The organism is Flocculibacter collagenilyticus, from assembly GCF_016469335.1.
Taxonomy (GTDB): domain Bacteria; phylum Pseudomonadota; class Gammaproteobacteria; order Enterobacterales; family Alteromonadaceae; genus Flocculibacter; species Flocculibacter collagenilyticus.
Genome location: NZ_CP059888.1, coordinates 2,628,428 through 2,651,446 on the forward strand (window position 1 = coordinate 2,628,428; position 23,019 = coordinate 2,651,446).

24 protein-coding genes and 1 other RNA gene are annotated in these 23,019 nt (G+C 40.4%); 11 read left to right on the forward strand and 14 right to left on the reverse strand.

From position 1 onward, the window contains the following. Positions 1 to 75: 75 nt before the first annotated feature. From gcvT to HUU81_RS11670, 5 genes are all read right to left on the reverse strand, one after another. Entirely contained in the window at positions 76 to 1,155 is a 1,080-nt protein-coding gene (gene gcvT, locus HUU81_RS11650) for a glycine cleavage system aminomethyltransferase GcvT (protein ID WP_199609115.1), read from the reverse strand. Between the two features lie 316 nt (positions 1,156 to 1,471). Further along, positions 1,472 to 2,761 (reverse strand): FAD-dependent monooxygenase, encoded by a 1,290-nt coding sequence (locus HUU81_RS11655; RefSeq protein WP_199609116.1) that lies wholly within the window; start codon positions 2,759 to 2,761, stop codon positions 1,472 to 1,474. Next, on the reverse strand, positions 2,758 to 3,984 hold the full coding sequence (gene ubiH / locus HUU81_RS11660) for a 2-octaprenyl-6-methoxyphenyl hydroxylase (protein ID WP_199609117.1): 1,227 nt from the start codon (positions 3,982 to 3,984) through the stop codon (positions 2,758 to 2,760). Before ubiH ends, HUU81_RS11655 begins: the two co-directional genes overlap by 4 nt. Before the next feature lie 83 nt (positions 3,985 to 4,067). Beyond that, complete coding sequence (gene pepP / locus HUU81_RS11665) at positions 4,068 to 5,402, reverse strand: Xaa-Pro aminopeptidase (protein WP_233520620.1); 1,335 nt, start codon at positions 5,400 to 5,402, stop codon at positions 4,068 to 4,070. Positions 5,403 to 5,418: 16 nt separating this feature from the next. Then, complete coding sequence (locus HUU81_RS11670) at positions 5,419 to 5,994, reverse strand: UPF0149 family protein (protein ID WP_199609119.1); 576 nt, start codon at positions 5,992 to 5,994, stop codon at positions 5,419 to 5,421. A gap of 414 nt (positions 5,995 to 6,408) precedes the next feature. Here HUU81_RS11670 and HUU81_RS11675 point away from each other — a divergent pair, with 414 nt between their 5' ends. From HUU81_RS11675 to HUU81_RS11685, 3 genes are all read left to right on the forward strand, one after another. Continuing rightward, the gene (locus tag HUU81_RS11675; RefSeq protein WP_199609120.1) at positions 6,409 to 7,158 is read left to right on the forward strand and encodes a cell division protein ZapA; all 750 of its coding nucleotides are present in this window, start codon (positions 6,409 to 6,411) and stop codon (positions 7,156 to 7,158) included. A gap of 69 nt (positions 7,159 to 7,227) precedes the next feature. Beyond that, positions 7,228 to 7,410, forward strand: a non-coding RNA gene (ssrS, locus tag HUU81_RS11680) — 6S RNA. A 253-nt stretch (positions 7,411 to 7,663) separates the two neighbouring features. After that, positions 7,664 to 7,999 (forward strand): DUF3718 domain-containing protein, encoded by a 336-nt coding sequence (locus HUU81_RS11685; protein ID WP_199609121.1) that lies wholly within the window; start codon positions 7,664 to 7,666, stop codon positions 7,997 to 7,999. Between the two features lie 66 nt (positions 8,000 to 8,065). Here HUU81_RS11685 and HUU81_RS11690 read toward each other — a convergent pair whose 3' ends face one another. Both HUU81_RS11690 and HUU81_RS11695 read right to left on the reverse strand, forming a co-directional pair. Next, positions 8,066 to 8,284, reverse strand: a complete 219-nt coding sequence (locus HUU81_RS11690) for a hypothetical protein (RefSeq protein WP_199609122.1) — start codon at positions 8,282 to 8,284, stop codon at positions 8,066 to 8,068. Positions 8,285 to 8,397: 113 nt separating this feature from the next. After that, entirely contained in the window at positions 8,398 to 9,039 is a 642-nt protein-coding gene (locus tag HUU81_RS11695) for a TetR/AcrR family transcriptional regulator (RefSeq protein WP_199609123.1), read from the reverse strand. Between the two features lie 165 nt (positions 9,040 to 9,204). On the opposite strand from HUU81_RS11695, the gene HUU81_RS11700 reads away from it, so the two are divergent. Next, complete coding sequence (locus tag HUU81_RS11700; RefSeq protein ID WP_199609124.1) at positions 9,205 to 11,235, forward strand: oxidoreductase; 2,031 nt, start codon at positions 9,205 to 9,207, stop codon at positions 11,233 to 11,235. 146 nt (positions 11,236 to 11,381) lie between these two features. On the opposite strand, the gene HUU81_RS11705 is transcribed toward HUU81_RS11700, so the two are convergent. Continuing rightward, positions 11,382 to 11,600: a hypothetical protein gene (locus HUU81_RS11705; RefSeq protein WP_199609125.1), complete on the reverse strand. Its 219-nt coding sequence runs from the start codon at positions 11,598 to 11,600 to the stop codon at positions 11,382 to 11,384. Between the two features lie 181 nt (positions 11,601 to 11,781). Here HUU81_RS11705 and HUU81_RS11710 point away from each other — a divergent pair, with 181 nt between their 5' ends. From HUU81_RS11710 to HUU81_RS11735, 6 genes are all read left to right on the forward strand, one after another. Continuing rightward, positions 11,782 to 12,387, forward strand: a complete 606-nt coding sequence (locus tag HUU81_RS11710) for a 5-formyltetrahydrofolate cyclo-ligase (protein WP_199609126.1) — start codon at positions 11,782 to 11,784, stop codon at positions 12,385 to 12,387. Positions 12,388 to 12,513: 126 nt separating this feature from the next. After that, positions 12,514 to 13,170 (forward strand): ribose-5-phosphate isomerase RpiA, encoded by a 657-nt coding sequence (rpiA, locus tag HUU81_RS11715; RefSeq protein ID WP_199609127.1) that lies wholly within the window; start codon positions 12,514 to 12,516, stop codon positions 13,168 to 13,170. 138 nt (positions 13,171 to 13,308) lie between these two features. After that, the gene (serA, locus tag HUU81_RS11720) at positions 13,309 to 14,538 is read left to right on the forward strand and encodes a phosphoglycerate dehydrogenase (RefSeq protein WP_199609128.1); all 1,230 of its coding nucleotides are present in this window, start codon (positions 13,309 to 13,311) and stop codon (positions 14,536 to 14,538) included. A gap of 161 nt (positions 14,539 to 14,699) precedes the next feature. Beyond that, positions 14,700 to 15,515 carry a chemotaxis protein gene (locus HUU81_RS11725; RefSeq protein WP_199609129.1) on the forward strand — a complete coding sequence of 272 codons (816 nt, stop codon included), beginning with the start codon at positions 14,700 to 14,702 and terminating at the stop codon, positions 15,513 to 15,515. A gap of 179 nt (positions 15,516 to 15,694) precedes the next feature. Continuing rightward, positions 15,695 to 16,483: a TIGR00266 family protein gene (locus tag HUU81_RS11730; protein ID WP_199609130.1), complete on the forward strand. Its 789-nt coding sequence runs from the start codon at positions 15,695 to 15,697 to the stop codon at positions 16,481 to 16,483. Positions 16,484 to 16,682: 199 nt separating this feature from the next. Next, complete coding sequence (locus HUU81_RS11735; RefSeq protein ID WP_199612041.1) at positions 16,683 to 17,159, forward strand: YchJ family protein; 477 nt, start codon at positions 16,683 to 16,685, stop codon at positions 17,157 to 17,159. Positions 17,160 to 17,311: 152 nt separating this feature from the next. Here HUU81_RS11735 and HUU81_RS11740 read toward each other — a convergent pair whose 3' ends face one another. The 4 genes from HUU81_RS11740 to serB all read right to left on the reverse strand — a co-directional run bounded on the left by HUU81_RS11740 (position 17,312) and on the right by serB (position 20,098). Further along, positions 17,312 to 17,599, reverse strand: a complete 288-nt coding sequence (locus HUU81_RS11740) for an encapsulin-associated ferritin-like protein (RefSeq protein WP_199609131.1) — start codon at positions 17,597 to 17,599, stop codon at positions 17,312 to 17,314. A gap of 109 nt (positions 17,600 to 17,708) precedes the next feature. Next, positions 17,709 to 18,116, reverse strand: coding sequence for a hypothetical protein (locus HUU81_RS11745; protein WP_199609132.1), 408 nt, complete (start codon positions 18,114 to 18,116; stop codon positions 17,709 to 17,711). Between the two features lie 30 nt (positions 18,117 to 18,146). Continuing rightward, positions 18,147 to 19,070 (reverse strand): alpha/beta fold hydrolase, encoded by a 924-nt coding sequence (locus HUU81_RS11750; protein WP_233520491.1) that lies wholly within the window; start codon positions 19,068 to 19,070, stop codon positions 18,147 to 18,149. Next, complete coding sequence (serB, locus tag HUU81_RS11755; protein WP_233520492.1) at positions 19,067 to 20,098, reverse strand: phosphoserine phosphatase SerB; 1,032 nt, start codon at positions 20,096 to 20,098, stop codon at positions 19,067 to 19,069. The genes HUU81_RS11750 and serB overlap by 4 nt, the downstream gene beginning before the upstream one ends. Before the next feature lie 222 nt (positions 20,099 to 20,320). On the opposite strand from serB, the gene HUU81_RS11760 reads away from it, so the two are divergent. After that, positions 20,321 to 20,878 (forward strand): AhpA/YtjB family protein, encoded by a 558-nt coding sequence (locus HUU81_RS11760; RefSeq protein WP_267983427.1) that lies wholly within the window; start codon positions 20,321 to 20,323, stop codon positions 20,876 to 20,878. A gap of 23 nt (positions 20,879 to 20,901) precedes the next feature. On the opposite strand, the gene HUU81_RS11765 is transcribed toward HUU81_RS11760, so the two are convergent. Both HUU81_RS11765 and HUU81_RS11770 read right to left on the reverse strand, forming a co-directional pair. After that, positions 20,902 to 21,711, reverse strand: coding sequence for a TatD family hydrolase (locus HUU81_RS11765; RefSeq protein ID WP_199609133.1), 810 nt, complete (start codon positions 21,709 to 21,711; stop codon positions 20,902 to 20,904). Positions 21,712 to 21,721: 10 nt separating this feature from the next. Beyond that, on the reverse strand, positions 21,722 to 22,984 hold the full coding sequence (locus HUU81_RS11770; RefSeq protein WP_199609134.1) for a S41 family peptidase: 1,263 nt from the start codon (positions 22,982 to 22,984) through the stop codon (positions 21,722 to 21,724). Between the last annotated feature and the right edge of the window lie 35 nt (positions 22,985 to 23,019).

Genomic DNA, 23,019 nt, shown 5'->3' on the forward strand with positions numbered 1-23,019 from the left:
GATAGTTTTTTGCTTCAGTAGTTAATGAGAATTAAATACGCAAAAACAGATGAAACACGTTTATCCACTACTATATTAGAATACTTTTTTACCTTGGCGAACAAAACTTGGTTTAATCACTTTTACTGTGACCAATTTTTTACGCATTTCAACTTGCGCTGTGTCACCCACACTTGCAGGCACACGCGCCATTGCAATGCTGTGACCCAAGGTTGGTGAAAATGTGCCTGATGTGATCACGCCTTCGCCACCGTCTACAATGACTTTTAATCCGCTACGCAGTACGCCTTTTTCTTCTAGCACTAAGCCGACTAGTTTGTCTGTGCCCTGCGCTTTTTGCTGTTCAAGTGCAGTGCGGCCAATGAAGTCGCGCTCTTCCGGTTGCCATGCAATTGTCCAGCCCATGTTAGCTGCTAACGGTGATACGGTTTCATCCATATCCAAACCGTACAAGTTCATGCCGGCTTCCAGCCTTAAAGTGTCACGAGCGCCCAAACCTGCTGGTGCTACGCCTGCATCTAATAGCTTTTGCCAGAAATTAGCGGTGTCGGCTTCAGGGATAATAATTTCGTAACCGTCTTCGCCAGTATAACCTGTGGTAGCAATAAATAAGTCGCCCGTCTGAACACCAAAAAACGGCTTCATTTCGGCAACTGCTTGCTGCTGTTCTTCAGTTAAAACCTTTGCTACTTTTGCTTTAGCGTTAGGCCCTTGCACTGCAATCATGCCAAAGTCTGAACGCTCAGAAATGACAACGTCAAAGTCAGCACTTTGCTTTGTTAGCCAAGCTAAATCTTTTTCACGCGTGGCAGAGTTAACAACAATACGGTAATTTTGTTCATCAAAGTGGTAAACGATTAAGTCATCAATTACACCGCCGTCATCATTAAGCATGCCTGTGTATAGCGCTTTGCCACTTGTTTTAAGTTTTTCAACATCGTTTGCCAGTAGACGGCGTAGGAAAGGTTTGGCTTGAGTGCCTTGAATATCAACGATGGTCATGTGCGATACGTCAAACATACCTGCGTCTTGCCTAACAGCGTGGTGCTCTTCTATTTGAGAGCCGTAGTTGATTGGCATTTCCCAACCATGAAAGTCGACCATTTTAGCGCCGGCTTCCAAATGTTTAGCATGTAACACGGTTTGATTTGTCATCGCACACCTTCAGAATTATTTTTTCAATACTCTTTCAGTACTACTCTTATTATTTTTGAGATTCAGCACTTTGAAAAAGATACAAAGAGGAATAATGGTGCAGGATTATACATTATGTGATCGGGATGTCACACCCATATCACATTAGTTTTACTAATATCAAAACATCTAATAAGTGAGCTAAGCAAATAATTCCTACTGGTATAACCAGTTAAAAATATCATTAACGCCTAAACAACATTACCATTACTTATCTGAATGATAAAAATGACGAATAAAGCGGAAGTAAGCGTTCAACTGCTAGGGCCTGTTGGCCCTAATGTACATCCTGATTATCGTGAGACAGCCTTGTAAGGGGCTTTGCTAAATCAGGTAAGTCGCCCTTCAAGCCCATTGCATTCTGAATAATTTGATGTTTTACGGGGGTTAACTTATCTGTTGCAGAAAGCCCAACACTTCGAACAAACTTTAACAATGGGTTAGTTCCGGTAAATAAACGCTTTAACCCTTCCATTGCAGCTATAACTGTTTGCGCTTCCGCTTTTCGCCAACGCTCGTAACTGCGTAAAGCGCTTACGTCACCAATGTCTTTTGATGCGGCTAATTGGCTTATGATGGTTTGCGCTAATGCAGCGGCATCCATTAAACCTAAATTCATACCCAACCCAGCTAATGGGTGTATGGTATGAGCAGCATCTCCCATTAATGCTACACGCGGTTTAATCCAATCTTGGCTATAACGCATGCGCAGTGGAATTGCAGTTCTGGCAGAAATAACGTTACACAATCCTAGCTGATTATTAAACGCAGCAGTTAATGCTTTGTTGAATTCTCTCTCTTCCATTGCGGTTAGTGCTTGCGCATGTTCATGCGAAGTCGACCACACAATAGAGCAAAGATGTGGCGCTGAATGGGATTCAGACTGTGCTTCAGGTTGTGCCTCATATTCTGCGTCATTCAGTGGTAAAAATGCCAATGGTCCAGTTGGCAAAAATATTTGCCGAGCAATCGACTGGTGCGGTAATTCAGTAGCAACGGTGGCAACTATTGCGGTGTGATCGTAGTCCCAAAATGTAAGCGGAAAATCAAACTGTTTTCTTACAAACGAATTTGCCCCATCCGCCGCTACAATTAATTTGCCAATAATCGGCGAACCGTTTTGAAGCGCAACCATGGCTTCACGCTCACCCACATTAATACTGTTACATTGCTGCTCAAACATTACGGTGACACTGTTGAGTGACGCTAAACGTGTTAGTAACGCTCTGCGAATGACGTTATTTTCTATAATATGACCGAGCCGTGGCTGGTGAATGCTTTGTGCTGAGAATTCGATAGCCCCAAAGCTATCTTGCTCGCATACGCTCATGCCCTGATAAGGTTGTAGCCGTTGCGATTCAATTAGCGGCCACACACCTAAGCGCTTAAAGATTGCTTCACTTGCCGCGCTTATTGCACTAACTCTGGTGTCTGGCAGTTTAGGTAAATCGTTCGGGAGCGGTTGGGCATCTATCACAACACAATTGATTTGCTTTTCACCTAGTGCAGCCGCCAACGTTAGTCCTACGCATCCGCCACCAACAATTATTACATCGGTTGAAATCAAAATTTATCCTCGTCACTGCCTGTGGTGTGATTCCATCCCATCGCTTGATGCGCAATAGGACGCTTTAAACAACTTAACATTTGCATACTGAATAAGCCTAGCGTACGACCAAAGGCAAGCGTTTTATAACTATTGGAAAATAAGCGAACCAGACCATCGGTTAACTGTATTACGCGCGTAATGTCTTTTTGTCTTTGCTGGCTGTAACATCTTATGAATGCGTAGTCGCCAAGTTCAGCCGAATGCTGTGTAGCCTGAGTAACCAATTCTGTTAGCGTAGTAATATCGCGTAGGCCTAAGTTGAACCCCTGTCCTGCTATAGGATGAACCGTATGCGATGCATTACCTAAAAACACGGTGCGATGAACCGCTGTCGTCTCTGCTTTTACTAACTGAAGAGGATAAGCACTTCGTTTGCCTACCTTAGTTAATTGTCCTGCGCGGTAGCCAAACACCTTATGCAATTCAGCTAGAAAGGTAGTTTCATCGCAATCAAGCAAATACTGATGGGCGCTTGGGGTAGTGGCATCAATGGTCCAGACTAATGAGTATCGATTATCGGTCAGCGGTAATAACGCAATAGGTCCAGACGCAGTAAATCGTTCATACGCTTTATTATGATGACCACCCGCCACTTCGATATTAGCGATGATAGCCGTTTGCTGGTAGTCCTCTACTTGGGTATTCACACCTAGCAGTTGCCGTACATTCGACTGAGCACCGTCAGCGGCAACAAGTAATTGAGTACGTACAACATCGCCTGACCTTAATGTAAGTACTTGCTCTTGCTGGGATGACGCTATTGCTTCAATTGAGTCTGGGCATTGCCATGTAATATTTGGTTGGCTTGCTGCTAATTGAGGGAATAGTAGTCCAAGTTGATTAACTTCGATAACGTAACCTAGGGCATCAATATTAAACTCGGCAGCAGATAAATAGGTTTTTCCGATATGGCCTTTGTCGGATATATGTATATGCTCGATGGGCTGAGCGTATTTTTTCAATTCGCGCCATACATCCAGTTGTTTAAAAGTGTTTACCGTTTCGTCGGCTAGCGCTAGCGCTCTGTTGTCAAAACTTGGATGGCGTTGCTCAGTTTCGGTAGTGGCAGGTTTAACAGCCTCAATAACCATTATATTCAACTGTGGACAAGACCGCGCAATAGCATAAGCTTGCAGCGCCCCTACCATTCCACCACCTGCAATAACGAGATCATATTTCATTGCTAACTGTTAAACCGTTTTATATTTATTAATATGCTGAGTTAATTATATGGTACGAACAAATCCATAAAAGGCTGTTAATATTAATCAACCTTTTTCATCAAGGCCTCTATTTCAGCGATAGTTTTTGGTACTGCCTGAGTGAGGTTGTCGTACCCGTGTTCTGTAATAAGGATATTGTCTTCTATACGGATCCCAATTCCTTTCCACTTGTCGTCAACCGCTTCGCTTTGGCTAATGTAGATACCAGGTTCAATGGTTAACACCATGCCCGGTTCGAACGGTCGCTCTACATCATTAATTTTGTATTCACCAACATCGTGTACATCTAGCCCCAGCCAATGCCCTAACCCATGCATATAAAACCGTTTATGCTGAGCTTGTTCGATTAATGCTTCAACATCGCCTTGCAAAATACCCAAAGACACCAAGCCTTGCGTAATAATGCGATTAACAACGTCTGCGGCTTGCTTGAGTGTACCGCCCGGCTTTGTATATTCTAGCGCGGCTAATTGTGCATCTAGCACGATTTGATATAACGCAGCTTGCTCTTTACTAAATTGACCATTAACCGGATACGTTCTGGTGATGTCGGCGGCATAACCTGCTAATTCGCACCCTGAATCAACTAACAGTAAGTCGCCGTCATGAAGCTCGGCGTTATTTTCGGTGTAATGCAGTATGCATGCGTTGTCACCACTACCCGCAATAGTGCCATAAGCCGGATAACGTGCTCCGTTCATTGCATAGTGATGATGTAATTCCGCTTCAATTTGAAACTCTGTAGCGCCTGGCTGCACAAATTGCATGGCGCGTTTATGTGCTTCACAAGAGATGGCTCCGGCCTGTCTCATTACCGCTATTTCAGCGTCCGATTTAAATAGTCGCATTTCGTGAACGATATGTCTGACATCGGTAATTTGCTGAGGCGCTTTCCAACCTTTTTTAGGATTACTACGTAATTTACTCAGTAAATCGAATATAAACGTATCAAATGCAGCGTAACTGCCTTGGCTAAAGTAAATATGCTGAACGCCATTTAAAATATCGATGAGTTGCCTTTCAGCTTCATCAAGGGAATAGGCTTGGTCGAACAGGAAGTTTTGTGCGGCTTGTTCTTGGCCGAAGCGTCTTCCCTGCCATATTTCTGCAACCGGATCTTTTGGCAAACAAAATAGCATAGACTGATTTTGGCTATTCGGAGTATTGTTGTCTGCTTTTATCAATACCAATATGGCGTCTGGCTCAGGGAATCCTGTTAAGTAATGGAAGTCACTGTCTTGACGAAAAGGAAATTCAGTATCACGACTACGGGTAACTTCAGAGGCTGCCGGAAACAATGCAACCGCGCCTGCTTCCATTTGCGCTAATACACGTTCACGACGCGCTTTAAATTCTGTTATCGCAATTGATGACATCATGGGACTGCTCATATTAATGCAAGGTAGGTTTTTTAGCTTTTATTGACTTCATTTGCTGATGAAATTCGGTGAAGCATAGTAAGGCCGATACACGCACATACTCAACAATTTCAAAGTAGGCTTCTTCTGCTTCTTCCTCTTCAGACATATCCGTATCCATTCGAGTGATTTCAGCAAAGTCATTAAGTGCCTCTTGCACATCATCAGAGGCATCTTTTAAATCTGTTTTACGTACGCCAAAGCCAACTAAGAAGCCTTGAATCCAACCAATTAAACTTTCGATGCGGTCTGAAAGTGGCTCGTCATCGTCGGGAAGTAATGGCATAAACTGGAGATCGGTATCTGATAAACCATCTTTAGTTTCCAGATACATTGAATATAAAGGTTGCTTTAATGCTTTCGCAAAATTTTGACCATCATTAATTAAGTCGCTTAATAATGTAAGTACGTCGTCCTGCTCTGTTTCTTCTACTTCACCCGACACCATGCCAGTAACAATGCCATGCACTTCATAAGGGGTGGCGTAAATATCAAACTGATCGAATAAACTTTGAAGATTTTTTATGTTGATATAAATGTCATCAGACATGGATTCTACGCTCTTTTTAAATTCATTAGTTTGATCCTATCACTAGGTTTCGCACTATACCAGTTAACACACTCTAATATTATAAATCACTAAAAGTACAACGATTATAAAAGCGCCAAACAAAAGTTAATAAATAAATTATCAGTATATTTTTATATTACGACTTGTTTTTATGGCATTGACCCTCACTAAAAATGAATACGTTAAATTCAACCGCCTTTTATTTAATGATTTTGCTGCTTTATGCATTGAATATCTCTTGAATACTGGTGGCGCTAACGTTATAGTGCGCATCCTTTTTTTGGTGGACTTTCAGGGACTTATAAAGTGCATGTTAAAGAGGTGAATTTTTAGCTTTTCTATTACAGTTAAGCCAGTAAACAACTAAATGGAATTTAGAGTTAAGGCGGTATAATGCAAAATAAACAAGTAGTTATTACTCTTTTAGAAAAACAATATACCTTTCGTTGTCCCGAAGGCAAAGAACATGAGCTGTTTAAAACAGCAAGTAAGCTTGAAGAAAGATTGCTTGATGCTAAAAAGCACTCTAAGCTTCAAGGAAACGAAAACGCCTTAGTATTAACCGCTTTTAATATTTGTCATGAACTGCTTGAACTTCAGTCTAAATATGACTCGCTTAGTCAAACCGTTGAGAAACAAGCAGTAGAAATAGCAGATAAGTCTGAAAAACTCGATGCGTTGGCTCATATGACGCAAAGCATTGAAGAACAATTGGCTGAAGTTAAAAGTGCGAGCACGCAGTTGAATGCGGATATCAATACCAACATCAACATTCAAGACGGTGAATCAATTAACGAGCCAAATGAAGCTATCGCGGTTGAAGCGACCGCTACAGAACAGCAAAAAAATAACCAAAGCGTGCCACAGGCATCCCATAAAAGTGCCAACTCAATGCAGTTTATGGATGAAGACCACTACATGAACAACAGCTTGGCTCAGGCTGTGAGACTTAATCAAAATAGTGGCAAAAACAACTTAAGTAGCTTTATGGTTGAAAATCCTGATACCGGCACAGTTGCAACCAATGGCACAAATAGCTCAACAAATAAAAGCGCTGAACCTAAACAGTCTGATTCTAAAAAGCCTGAAGCTAAAAAGCATTTTGATTACAAGGCAAAAGGAAAGCGAAAGAAGCGTAGATAATGTATATTTAAATGTAACTTTTTAAGTGCTTTGTGTGATTTAAAAAAGTTATCATTTAAATACGTATTATGTTCCCTGGGGTGTTTGCAATTTAGCAGCGAGTCCCTAGCCGATAAACTTACAACAGGGATTTATATTCTTTGCTATTGTGCAAGCCTGGCATGTACCGGGAAGCCTACGGCTTAGATGTAAGTTCCGCCTTGAACCTACGGTTCAAGGGCAACTGCTTCATGCGGCACACTCGGGGAACACCATTTTTTATTAGTGCAATGCACTACTACACCTCTTTTTAGCTCTGTTCACTGATACCTTGCTCAGGCCTAACCCCAAACGTGTTTGAATTAAAATGTAACAATAAAAATACGCTTTCTTGCTTTGTTTAAAGCTTCTCCAAATAAATTTCTACTATCTTTTAATAACCCATCAACAAACACACTTACGCTTGGGGAGCACTGACTAAAAGAGTTAAGTTGGTGCTAAAGCACACTGCAAAGGAAGATACGTTATGAAAATCTTAAATACTGCAATTGTAGCTGCTACGCTAGTATTCGCTGCGCATTCTAATGCCGCAATATATGAGTTTATTCCGACCGATAATAGCGACGATACGAAGTTGTGCGTTAATGCTGCTAAAGATAAAAAAAGTAAATTAATGCGCCAAATAAGTAAACTAAACTTAACCAGAGTCTATGTGGCGAATACCGTTGAATGTAATGATAAAAACATTACTTTATTTGCCGAGCAATATGGCGCTACTAAAGTGTTTTCTTTTTTAAATAAATATAAACGCATCCCTCAAGGCTCTGTCACCATCAAAGAAATATCTGAAAAGCCGGAATAACAAAACGGAGCGGTCTTCAATCTATCTTAGCCATCAGCTAGCTTTCGTTGATGGCTTGGTTCAACGCTATTGCTTGTCTTTATCTGGATGATTTTCAGCAGCAGGGATTAATTCTTCAATAATTTTTCTAGCGGTTATTAATTCTCTGCCGTGAGCAAACCTTATTGTTGTTTGCTCGTTAATTCCTGTGATCCCCGTAAACGTCTCTCCCCAGCCGAACTCTTCACTGAACACAAGTGTACTTGGAGGAATAGATAAGATTTGCTCGTTATCATCTTTTGACATTAGGTTTCCTTAAGTTGTAAAACTCGTTTACTTATGTGGTGTTAAGACTGCCGAATTATACTCGTGTGGTTATAAGTTGCACCTCATAATAATAATTGCAGCACATAATCACTCTAATTGTGTGATGAAAGTCCGGTTGTTAGCATTTTAGCGGTAATTTTAGCCATTGCTGATAACCCGTGGGATTGCTCATATACGCCATCGTTAAGTAAGCGACTTAAACCATGTAACGTTGCCCAACAGACTTGTGCCATCCGCAAAGCGGACTCTTCACTAGCGAGTACGTTTGCTTTTTGTAAGTCCCCTATCCACTGAACCCACGATTGAAAGCTTTGTTTAGAAATATGTTTCAACGCATCACTAGGTTGACCAAGCTTCCAAATTTCTTTACCAAACATTAAGTCATAAGTAGCAGAGTTTTTGTTGGCAAATTCTATATACGCCATCACATATTCTTCAAACACAGCCTTATTATTTTGTTGGTTATTGCTGTCACTGGCACTGCTGTCAGTATCATCAGTTTTTGTATACCGTTTTAACAACGCTATTTGTTTATTAAAACCCGCCGCTGCAATAGCGCAAAGCAAAGCATTTTTATCTTTAAAGTGATGATATGGCGCTGTACGCGAGACACCCACCTTATCAGCTAGCTTTCGCATAGACAGTGAGTCAACACCGTTTTCTTTAATGATTTGAGTTGCAGCTTCTAACAACGATTTATTTAAATCACCATGATGGTATTTAGCTTTTACCACAATTTCTTTACTACCACATTTTCTAACTTAAGATTCATCGACAATCTAGCAAAGCATCTTGACAGTGTCAAAATACAACGTTATTTTAGAACTAGACAGCGTCTAGATTAACATCAAAAATAATAAAACGTCTGGATCACATTTAAATTTCAACTAGGTACCGTTATGAGCCAAGCACATTCTAAATATCCGCATTTGTTTGAACCGTTAGATCTTGGATTTACACAATTAAAAAACCGAGCCATGATGGGGTCTATGCACTTAGGACTTGAAGAAGTGCCTAATGGCTTTGCCCGTATTGCTGAATTTTACCGACAACGCGCAGAAGGCGGCGTAGGTTTAATTGTAACCGGAGGAATTAGCCCTAATGAGGAAGGCGCTGGCTTTGTAGGCGCGGCGTGTATGCAAACGACTAAAGATGTAGAAAACCATAGATTAATTACTGACGCCGTTCACCAGTACGACTGCAAAATTTGTATGCAAATACTTCATACCGGACGTTACGCATACAACCCTAAAGCAGTCGCGCCATCAGCTATTCAAGCACCGATTAACCAAATAAAGCCTAAAGCACTTTCTGAAGAAGAAATTAATCAACAAATAAATGATTTTGTACACAGCGCTTCGCTTGCCAAAGAAGCAGGTTACGATGGCGTTGAGATTATGGGTTCAGAAGGTTATTTCATTAACCAGTTTATTGCTAAGCGCACTAACCACCGTGACGATGGCTGGGGTGGCGAGTATGAGAACCGCACTCGATTAGCCGTTGAAATTGTTAACCAAGTACGTGAAGCGGTTGGTGAACACTTTATCATTATTTTCCGCTTATCTATGCTTGATTTGGTTGAGCAAGGGAGTTCATACGAAGAAGTTGTCTCACTTGGTACAGCAATTGAAAAAGCAGGCGCAACCATTATCAACACGGGCATTGGGTGGCATGAAGCGCGAATTCCGACCATTATCACAAAAGTGCCACGTGCAGCATTCACTTGGGTAACGGCAAAAATGCGTGAAGCACTTACAGTGCCGCTAGTTACCTCTAACCGTATTAATATGCCAGAAGTAGCAGAAGAGGTACTTGCTCGAGGTGACGCAGATATGATTTCAATGGCTCGCCCGTTTTTAGCAGATCCGCACCTTGTAAACAAAGCCCTTGCAGAAAAAAGTGACGAAATTAATACCTGTATAGGCTGTAACCAAGCTTGTTTAGATCATGTATTTGAAGGAAAGCTAACTAGTTGCTTAGTTAACCCATACGCTTGCCATGAAACTGAATTAACGCTTACGCAAGCAAGTCACTCTAAGCGCGTTGCGATAATTGGTGCAGGCCCTGCTGGCTTAGCAAGCGCGGTCACCGCGGCACAACGCGGACACAGTGTTACATTATTCGATAGTGCATCAGAGATAGGTGGACAATTTAATATTGCTAAACGCATACCGGGCAAAGAAGAATTCTACGAAACGCTTCGTTACTTTGCACGCCAGCTAGAAATTCATAACATTGACGTGAAACTGAACACCACAGTTAATGCCGACACGTTTAAAGATAATGAGTTTGATGAAGTCATCTACGCCACTGGTATTACTCCTCGTACACCTGAAATTGAAGGTGTTAACCATGAAAAAGTATTGTCGTACATTGATGTGATGAATGGCGCAACCGTAGGTAAAAAAGTGGCTGTGATTGGCGCTGGTGGTATCGGTTTTGATATATGTGAATATCTTGCCCATGAAGGGCAGTCAGCCAGCCAACACATTCCTACCTTTATGAACGAATGGGGTATTGATATGACCATGCAAGCGCGCGGTGGTGTAGAAGGTATGAAACCAACATTTAGCCGCAGTGCCCGTCAACTTTATCTACTACAGCGTAAAACCACTAAAGTAGGCGCAAACCTTGGTAAAACCTCAGGTTGGGCACATAAAGCAGGCTTATTAAAACGTGGTGTGCAGATGCTGGCAGGTTGTGAATATTTAAAAATTGATGACGCTGGATTACATGTGAACGTGAACGGGGAGTATCAGTTATTAGACGTTGATAACGTCATTATATGTGCTGGCCAAGAGCCAAATAGAACCTTAGCCGAACAAATTAATCACCCTTCAGGCCACTTAATTGGTGGTGCTGATGTTGCCTCTGAACTAGATGCAAAACGTGCGATTAAACAAGGTACAGAATTGGCGTTAGCTTTATAGTCTGACTTGTAAAACCATTCATGGCTGGTGCAATCTAGCCAGTTACAATTTGGATAATGCGATAACGTATTTCCCTAAGTTATCGCATTTTTACCCAAATTCTTACTGAGTTTAGTGGTTAAAAACTTATCCCCTACTTCAACTTTCTACTTCAACTTCCTACTTTCTTCATTGTAAATCTGTTGCCCTGTTTTAATGGCGTCTTCTTCCGATGGGAAGTAACTTTCACTGTAAAAGTGGATATTTTGCAGATGATTATTATCAACAATGTCGAATGTAATATCGATAGTCCATCCTTGATCGGTTTGGTTAGTATGTAATTGGTAAAAACTTCCTTCTTTACCTTTGCAAGTGTACTTGTTCATAACGGTCACCCAAGGTAGATACCTTTATTAGAAAAATAGCATGGATTAACCACTCTGCAATGAAGTGCGTTACTAATGTTGCAAAACTGACTTAGCTAAGCATTTAGCTGAAATTAGTCGTTAATTCTAAGTATTCCCTATGCTAGAATTTAGTGAATAAAATCAGATAAATTAGTTGAACGTGATTAGACAAGATATTAGAAAATCAATTCGCGCTAGGCGACAACAACTATCTAAAGAAGCGCAAATCCAAGCTGCAAACCAGCTTGTTGAGCAAGTAAATTGTATAGATTTGTTTACTACTGCTAAGAATATCGCTATTTACACCGCTAATGATGGTGAGCTAGATACACTCCCTCTTATTCAGGCATTATGGCAACAACATAAGCACGTCTACTTACCCATTCTCCATCCTTTTAGCAAAGGTCATCTGATTTTTCAGCAATATACTCCAACTACACCAATGACCCACAATCGATTTGGTATTGCAGAGCCTGCTCTTGATTGCCGCTATATTCTTCCTATTCATCACTTCGATATTATTTTTACGCCTTTGGTCGCATTCGACCAACAAGGCAACCGTTTAGGAATGGGCGGTGGATTTTATGATAGAACGCTATCAGCATTAACACAGGTAAACGGTACAAGCCAAAACACCCACGTAATTGGTTTAGCACACGACTGCCAAGAAATAGATCATGTTCCAACTGAAAGTTGGGATATACCTATTTCACAAATACTTACACCGACTCGGCATTTAATTTTTAAAAATAGAGTAATTACTTAAATTAAGCATTTCGCTATATTCACATTTCGTTATAATCGAAAAAACGAGTGCAAATTTAAACATAGCTATATACATAATTAGGGCATGCCCTAAACTCAAACAACAATCAAAAATAAGGTCGCAAACATGACGCAAGATGAAATGAAAAAAGCAGCAGCTTGGGCAGCATTAGAATATGTAGAAGACGACAGCATTGTTGGTGTAGGTACTGGTTCCACCGTTAATCATTTTATCGATGCGTTAGGCACCATTAAAGACAAAATAGCGGGCGCTGTTTCAAGCTCTGAAGCTTCAACTGAAAAATTGAAAGCCCTTGGTATAGAAGTTTTTGATTTAAATAGCGTGTCAGATCTCTCTATTTATGTGGACGGTGCAGACGAAATAAACCCAAATAATGAAATGATAAAAGGCGGCGGAGCTGCACTAACACGAGAAAAAATTGTTGCCGCCGTAGCTAAAAAGTTTATTTGTATTGTTGATCAAAGCAAAGAAGTTGACGTATTAGGTAACTTTCCTCTTCCTGTGGAAGTTATTCCAATGGCGCGCAGTTATGTTGCGCGTCAAATCGTTAAACTTGAAGGCGACCCAGTATACCGTGAAGGCGTAGTCACTGATAACGGTAATGTTATTTTAGACGTGCATAATATGTCGATTCATCGCACGCTTCACCTTGAAACCGAATTAAACAACGTTGTTGGCGTTGTATGCAATGGTTTGTTTGCGCACCGTAGAGCAGACGTGGTGATTGTTGGTACACCAAATGGGCCTCAAACACGCTCATAATGAGCAGTATTATCACTAAAAGCAGCCTTAGTATGAGCTATTCATACTAAACCTGCTTACATAATACACAGCTAACAACGTCGTTAGTTAACATAATAAAAATGACAACCCTACTCACTGTGCTATTTAGGAAGTAAAATGAGCGTTATCTCTCTAGCGAAAGAAAAAATAAAAATACTATTACTTGAAGGCGTTCATCACAGCGCAATTGAAGTAATAAAAGCCAATGGTTACAGCAACATTGAATATATAAAAACCTCTTTACCTGAAGATGAACTGATTGAAAAAATTAAAGATGTTCACTTTCTTGGTATCCGCTCAAGAACTCAAATCACCGAAAATGTGATTGCTGCCGCAGAGAAATTAGTTGCGGTTGGTTGTTTCTGTATCGGCACCAATCAAGTAGATCTCGAGGCCACGCAAATTCGTGGTATTCCCGTATTCAATGCGCCGTTTTCCAATACCCGCTCTGTAGCCGAACTGGTATTAGGCGAAATTTTATTATTGTTTAGAGGCATTCCTGAAAAAAATGCAATGGCACATCGAGGCGAGTGGCAAAAGTCAGCAGCGGGATCATTTGAAGCTCGTAACAAAACGTTAGGTATTATTGGTTATGGCCATATTGGCACTCAGCTTGGCATTATGGCTGAAAATATTGGCATGAACGTGCTGTTTTATGACATTGAAACTAAATTACCACTTGGCAATGCCAACCAACTGTCAACCATGACTGAGCTTTTGAAAAAAAGTGATGTTATTACTCTGCATGTGCCAGAAACGCCGCAAACTAAGAATATGATTGGTGAAGCTGAATTGGCTTTAATGAAGCAAGGTGCAATTCTTATTAATGCATCGCGCGGCACTGTGATTGATATAGACGCATTAGCTAACGCACTGCGCGATAAGCGCCTATCTGGCGCAGCCATTGATGTATTCCCAGTAGAGCCGAAATCAAATACAGAAGAATTTATTTCGCCTTTACGAGAGTTTGATAATGTAATTTTAACACCTCATGTTGGTGGCTCTACCCAAGAAGCACAAGAAAATATTGGTATTGAGGTGGCGGGTAAACTTGCTAAATATAGTGATAATGGCTCCACTTTATCTGCGGTTAATTTCCCAGAAGTATCGTTACCCGAACAAGCAGGCCGTAGTCGCATTCTGCATATTCATGAAAATAAACCAGGCATTCTTACTAAAATTAATGAAGCGTTTACTGCACACGGTATAAACATCGCCGCGCAGTACCTTCAAACCAGTGAACACATTGGTTATGTGGTTATTGATTTAGACGCTGAGAAAAGTGCAATTGCCCTGCAAGAACTGAAAAACATTGAAGGCACAATTCGCGCTCGCATTCTTCACTAACATCCAATCTGCCTTTACTTATTTATGTGAGTAAAGGCATTTTCTTATTCTGCCCTTATCAAACGCGCTTTATTGTAACTTGAAACTCCAACTTACGCGTTTACGTCTATACTCTTCTAAAGACTGCTGTACCAAATTTATTCAAATGTTTAGGGCAAAACATGGACTTAGTAAACTTCAAAGTAGGCAATAAATACGTTGCGTTTGATATTCTCGATATTCTGTTAACCGAACGATATAACAGCGACCTTACTAATATTCCTTCTCCTGATAACAGCTTTTTGGGAGTGAAAGATTTCATGGATATTCCTACTCCGGTATTCGATTTAGGAATTATTATGAATAACTGCTCGACTAAAGAAACAAATGAAGCACTATTTGAAAAATTCCGTTCGTTCGAACACGAACATATTGATTGGTTAAACGCGCTAGAAAACTCAATTAAAAACGACCTGCCCTTTAATCATGCTATTAACCCGAAACAAACAGAGTTTATGAAATGGAAGGACAGCTTTGACGTTGATAACGAAGACTTACAATCAATTTTAGAGCGCTTTGAAGAACCGTTTCAAAACTTATTTGCAGTATTAACCCCTGCGCTTAATCATAAAAAAAATGTAGAAATACAACCTGCCCTTGATGACATTAACCGTGTAAGAGCCACCTACGCTACTCAAATAAACCGCTTGTTTGACTCAGCCAAAGAGCAGGTGGAACAAAGCTATAAGCCAATTATTGTTTTCACTACTAAAGATGGCAGAACGCCATATATTGGTTTGTTGGTGGATAAAGTGGAAGATAGCGTGACGATTAATAATAACGAAATAAAGTCGCTTAATGAGCTAATGAATACGGGGTTCGAGCTGAACGAAGTCACAAAGAAAATGTTACGTGGTATGGTAAAAATAGGCAATGCCCACAGCCTCATTATTAATCCTACTGCGATTTTCAGGCCTGAAATAGCCGAGTCAGCTTAACCGTTATTGCACCTCTTATTGTTAAATCACTTCAATTTAGCGTTACATCTATAACCTAATGTAACGCTAACAGTGTCTTATCTATATTCAGTTACAAATATTTATTTTCTACAAATTGCACTTAGCTAATTATATCGATAATCTAAAATTGGATTATCACAAAGCAAAGGACATTTATTATGCGCTGTCATGAAATTGATTACGATATTATTGGCCATTCAATGCAAATGGTAGAAATAGAGCTCGACCCTGCTGAAACGGTTATTGCTGAAGCAGGTGCTATGAACTATATGGAAGATGGCATCAGTTATGAAGCCAAAATGGGAGATGGTTCAGACGTTAACCAAGGCTTTATGAGCAAACTGTTCTCTGCTGGCAAACGTATGATCACCGGCGAATCATTATTTATGACTCATTTTACCAACCAAGGCATGGGTAAGAAACGAGTTGCATTTGCCGCCCCCTTTCCGGGGTCTATCGTCCCAATTAACATGGCTACCATTGGCGAAGAAATCACTTGTCAAAAAGATTCTTTTTTATGTGCAGCATTGGGCACTAAAATAGATATCGCATTTAATCGTAAACTTGGCAGCGGATTTTTTGGCGGCGAAGGTTTTATTTTAGAGCACTTACAAGGCGATGGCATGGCTTTCCTTCATGCTGGTGGCACAGTCATTGAAAAAGAGCTTAACGGTGAAACACTTAGGTTAGACACTGGGTGCTTAGTCGCATTCACGGCAGGCATTGATTACGATATTGAGCGCGTTAAAGGACTCCGAAGCATGTTCTTTGGTGGCGAAGGCTTATTTATGGCCACCCTTCGCGGGCATGGGAAAGTGTGGGTACAAAGCTTACCATTTTCTCGTTTGGCTGACAGAATTCTAGAACACGCACCTAAAGCTGGCGGCAGCCGACAAGGAGAAGGAAGTGTATTAGGTGGTATCGGCGATATGATTGGCGGTGACTAACAACCAAGCCTGACGTAGCTTTAAATACTCAGTAACTTCAAATACGCAATGACTTTATAACAGCTCACTCATGTTAAAAATAAGAAGGGGTCACTCCCCTTCTTGTTTCAAGGCAATTAATATTTGTCTCTACGCTATTTGCATTACCGCTAAATAAAATCGAAAATAACGCTAAATACTATTAAATAGAATTACACTAATGACGTTATGCCCTTGCTGCTCGGAAAAACCATTTGAAAATTGCTGCGGCCCAATCATAGAGGGAAAAAGCAAAGCTCACTCCCCTGAACAATTAATGCGATCTCGGTTTACAGCCTATACCCTGTGCAACAGCAATTATATTTTTCAAACCTACTCAAAGCAAAGCCAGCTTGATAACACTGTTGATGACATTGATGCATGGGCAAAACAAGTAGAGTTCATCAAACTCGACATTACTAACAGTGATGATATAGCGCTAAATAACCATGCCACTGGCCAAGTTGAATTTATCGCTCATTATCTTTACGGTAATGAGTACCATCAGTTGCATGAGTTATCAGATTTTATTGTTGAAAATAACGAATGGAAATATCATTCGGGAACAATTTTTGAACGCCCAAGCAAAATATTAGGTAGAAATGATATTTGCCCATGCGGCAGCGAGAAAAAGTTTAAAAAGTGCCACGGCAAGTAACCCTCATTAAAGGTAACGCTAATTAAAAGCAACGCTAATTAAAAATAGCGGTAAGTAAAAATAAGCAAGTAATAACGCACGTTGTGAATGTAGGAATACCCTTAGATATTTGATAAAAAAGCATGCGTTATTTCAATTATCATGAGTACTAACTATTTATGGGCAATTGGCTTATCTGTATATAAATAGTCTTTCATTTCTTCACTTAGTTTACTGTCGCGACGACGGATCCATTCCAGCACCATGGCGGCATGCTCTTTTTCTTCATCTCGGTTATGAATTAAGATCTGTTTTAACTCGTCGTCTTTGCAAGCGTCTACACGTTGGTTATACCAATCAACCGCTTCTAGTTCTTCCATTAACGAAATGATAGCGCGATGCATGTCACGCGTTTCATCAGACAGCTCTTCAACTGGTTCATGGTAGCCTTCGTTTGCCATTACTATGTTCCTCTATTAATTGATAAAAATTACTTTTCAAGTATAGAATAACTATAGCGGTTAAAATATAAACTCCCAAATTAATGACGATAAACAACAGGTAAGAATATTAAGGTGCATTGAATTTAGGTCTAGCTTGAGATAACGGCCTTAATCGGTTTGTATTAAACGCGGTAACTGGAACCGCGTTTTCTGATGCGTAAAAAATAAGTTGTTTAGGCTTAGTTGTAATATCTACTTTTAACCAAGATGGACTTTTTTGCAGTTTAAATTGATTGTCACCAAGCGGCTCTAAAACTCTTTTCGGTCCGTTGTTATAAACATAATACAATTTATTACCTGCCGGAATAAGCCGATATGCGTCACCATTCGGCCCTAAGTATTCTCCAGCCACTAAGCTCCATTCAACATTAATCTTTTCATTATCAAATGCGCTATTTGCGTAGACAGTGATTGATATACCAATAGCCACGGTTAACGCTATCAGTGTTTTTAAATTGATTGTAAATGCGTTCATTTTGTACCCATTTCTTTTCGCAGAAATACGTTAATGAGATAACTGTAGCATCCATTTTGCTATCTGTGGAAAATGATCTTGTTCACATTTCGGGTGAGTAAGCATGGTTATATGATCATAATCAGCCAAATTACCTTGCGCCTTTCCTAATAAAGTATACTTTCCATGTTCTTGCTGCGCTTCACGCTGAAAACGTTTAACATCGACTGGGTGACCAAGCACATGGTCATCTACCGCAGCAAAATGCCATACCGGAATGTTAGACAATCTGTCTTGGTGTGCTATTGCCGCTTGCTCGTAATCAAACCCATCTACGACATCTTTCCAAGGTTTACCATTTACCCAAGGTCTTGACTCTTTTAAGTAGTCATACGTTTCATTATCACTACCTAACTGTAATTGCTTTGCAGGTAAATACCCCATAACTTTACTTAATAAAGGTGCAACGCCATTCCACAGCACATCGATCATTAAACGTTTTTTTAAATGGCTTACCGAAATACTTCTCTTGGTGCCAAAAAACAATTTCGTACTTACCATGTTAGCCAGGTCTGGATAGCGCACTAATGTAGAAGTGAGCATAATGCCACCCCAAGAGTGCCCAACTAGGTGTATAGGGTTTGAGTTCAGCTGATGGATATAATTCATGGCGATTGGAATTTGCTGCGCGATTGAATTGAATTGACCATGTTTATTGCTACTTGAGATGGCTGGGGTTGATTGCCCCCGTCCCCTCAAGTCAAGAACATATACGTCAAAACCTTGCCTTGCCAGAAAACAGCCCACCCCTTTACCTTTATGGGTGTAAAAAATTTTGCCGTTTTCTATCGCGCCATGCACCATGAGTACAGGTGAACTAGCTTTTCCTTCGGGTGCAATATGCCTTAAATGCAATTGATATGACTGCTGATGATCATCACAACAATCAATAAATAAGGAGCGTTGTTTTATCATGACGACAAAACATAGAGTAGTTGATCAAGCCCACCGTCATGAAAAGCAATATCTGCTTTTTCAACCACCGCAGGTTTAGCATGAAATGCCACGCCAAGCTGTGCTGCACTCATCATGACTAAGTCGTTGGCACCATCTCCCATTGCTACCGTTTGACTTTGTGGAATACCATGTTGCTGAGCGAGTTGCTTTATTGTTTGCGCCTTTACGTTTGCGTCAACAATCTGCCCCGTTACTTTTCCTGTTAAAACGCCATTTATTATTTCTAACTCATTCGCAATCGCCGCATCTAAGCCTAACTGGTGTTTTAAATCATTGGCAAAAAAAGTAAACCCACCTGATGCGATTGCCACTTTCCAACCGTTTGCCTTCAAAGTATTGACTAACGACTTCACCCCTTCCATAAGTGGCATGTTAGTTAATACCTGCTGTAACACGTGTTGCTCTGTTCCTTTAAGCGTTGCTACTCGTTGGATTAAGCTTTGTGCAAAGTCTAGTTCTCCGCGCATTGCACTGGCTGTCACCTTTGATACTTGTTCACCCACTCCCGCCAATACAGCAATTTCATCGATACATTCTATATCAATTGCGGTGCTATCCATGTCCATTACTAATAAACCGGGCTTTTTCAGTCTCGGTGCTGATGCATAGCAAATAACTTCTACATCATTAATGCTGTTGGTCAGCTTTTCAAAGATGTTGTTTAGTGTCGCTTCATTTTCATCGGCTCGTAAATAAAAGCAGAATGCGGCTTCTAACGTGTCAGTGGGCTTAATTGACGAAAAATAAAAAGAGGTGACAGAAGGAAATAAGCATACCGTTAAACACGTTTGTAGCTCTTCAGCATTTAATGCTCGGCCAAATAAGCAAATTTTGTGATACTCAGTAGGGATTTCACCCCTACTGGAAGTATGGCTAAATTTTTCATTGCTAAAAAATGCAGCCTGCTGCTGTACTGCAAGCTCATCCATTAACGCTGTTAACGCTACGGTGTTCGTTACATCTACCTGAAATGCTGTGGCGCTCATTAATATTCTTCTCTTTATTATCGATTAAGCATTAGGACGACTCCTAATGGCCTATACAAGTTATCAAAATCCGTTAATACTTATAGAACTTAGCTATTGCATTCTACGTTAGAAACTCGCAAACTTTTAGCCCATTAACTCTTTAATTTTGGAACTATTATTAACGCAATTAGAACTACATCCATTTATCGTAAATTAGCGCAATTAGGGTTTTCAATTTGTATTTTAATTGTCTTATTAAATTTATGGTTAAATGCGAAAGTTGAAGGTATTAATAATTATCAACATATTGCGGTTAATGCTGCGCGCTCAATGGCTACTCAAGCGGCAGACATGGCTGCGTATTTCATTAGTAATGAAGATAAGAAAGCAATCGTGCATTTAGTGAAAAAGCTTGCTGACAATCCCTTTATTGAAGATGTTATGATCTACGGCAAACATGGTGATATTCTCTATCGTTCTGAAAACAGTATAACCGCGAAAAAGCGCTATCACGATGACGACAGTTATCAAGATTTTACCTTTAAGCCGGTAGTGGTAGACATTGAAAGTAATGACAAAAGGCTTGGATTTTTGCGTGTAACTTACATTGAAAAAACCGCAACGCTTGAAGCCAGCGTGCTCCACGAAAACTTTATGCGGCAAACCATGTTAATGATGATACTTGCGGGATGTATGGGATTTCTATTAACGAGGGCTTTTTCGCGATTCAGTCGTTTGTCGGTTAGATCTAGACAGCTACAAAAAACCGACGCTGAAGAGTCGAGCGACTTAAATTAGCGCTTAAGTTATACATTACGTTCTTAATGTAAATTAAATAAATCAGTGGTGTTAGCGTAAAGCTGCTTAGCAATATAGTCCGGTTTTTCAGGTCTGATTTCACATAACGCGTTAAAAATAGGAATAAGGTTAGCAGGCTCATTCCGTTTGCCCTGTTTGCCTGCTACTGGCATATCCGGGCTGTCTGTTTCTAGTATTAAACTTTGCAATGGCACAGAGGCGAATGCCTTCTTAGTTTTGCTTGCTCGCTGATAAGTAATTGTGCCACCAACCCCAAGCTTAAAGCCAAGTTTCACGTATTGTTGTGCATCTTGCTCGCTACCAGAAAATGCGTGAATGACGCCTCCACAAGCTAACTGGGCTTGCTTTATACATCGAATCAAGTCTTGGTGTGACTTTCTATGGTGGATGATCACAGGCTTATTCAAGCGCTCAGCTAAAGCTAACTGCGCTTCAAAAAACTGCATTTGCAACGCATATTCCTCGTCATTATTTGCTGCAACTTTATCTAACCCACATTCACCAACAGCGACTATATTCGCGTTATTCTGCAACAACTTATCTAAAAGCTGCTGCATATGTTCATCAACAATATCAGCCTTCGTTTGTGCCTTTTCGAACGCATCACTTAAAAACCAAGGGTGGAAGCCTAATGCAGCAAAGATACTTTCGTCACTGGCCGCTAATTTCAGCACGGCATCCCAGTTATGTTGGTTTACGGCAGGAATAACAAACTTGTCTATTCCTAATTCGCGTGCTCTTTTAATCACATTGACTCTGTCATCATCGAATGTGGCAAAGTCTAAGTGGCAGTGACTGTCGATAAAGTGCATTTAACAATGTTTACCTTAGTTTTTCATTAAGCATCTGCTGGGCTACAGCTAAAGCTGGATCGTTTCCGTTAGCGTCTCTGTCAGCTGGGCTTAATAGAATATGTGGCTCAAAGTCTTCTCGATATGTTTTGTTTACGTGGTAAAGGCGCTCAAAGCCAAGTTCAATCCACGTGTCACTTTTATTAAGTTTAACTGTTTTAATACCACCTAACAGATCAGCCATAGGCGCACCAACTACGGTTTCTGCACCAATAGCATCAAAGCCAATAATCATCCCCTCTCCCATGCTACCAGTCCAGCGCCCAGCCAATACAACATAAGGCTTTGCATAATGCGGCGTTGTAGGCATAACATACGCTTTTTCAAGTTTGGCATCTTTATAAAAAACGTCACCTTCCTGTACTTGATAAAGTTGATACACCGCCTTGTCATTAACAAAATGACCTAATATCGGTTCTGCGACTCCTGTATTTCCACCGCTTGGCGTATTGCGAAGATCTATTATCAAGGCGCTTGTTTCTGACAGCTTTGTAACTGCCTCTTTAAAGGCACTAACCGTATTTGAATTACCCAGTGAGTTATTAAATCGAATATAGCCAAGGTCATTCAGCTTTTTATAGGTGATGGTTGGCCCTTTTGCCGTCATATTGATTGATTTGTAGCTTGCAGCCAAATGGTAGGGTTGTAATTTACCATGGTGCTTTAACTCTATTATCCGTTCTTTATTTCTATAGCCACCTAAACTTACGTTAACACCATAGTTAATTTGCGTCACCGTTAGTTGTTTAAAGGCCTGACCAAATATGTTTTCAACCGCCTTTTTTACAGGCAAATTATCAATACTGACGACTTCAGCACCCGGACGAATACCAGCAAGATCCGCAGCAGAATCAGCTTTAATATCGTCAACAATAAAACGATTGTTTTGGTAAGTTGCTCTAATGTCAGATCCTGTTGGAAATACGCTGAAATCTTTTTCATCGTAAGGGCCTAAGTTTAAATGCGGGTCGTGAAAGTGGCGCAAAAACATTTGGCTAATATCGGCAAATTCTTTTTTGTTCTTTGCACTTTTAATCCGGTGCTTAAATTCATCGAACATATGCTGCACATTAAAATCTGGCTTATCTATGTATGCATATTGCTGTTTGAGTACGCTTTCAAGTTCTTCCCATGCTGCAACAGGGTCGAATGTGTTAGCAATTGGTGATTTTGAGTAGCTAACTAAAGTACTGGCGAGTATTATTGGCACCAAGATTTTTGTTTTAATTTTCATATTGTTCCATTCAACTACGCAGATTGGGCGAATTG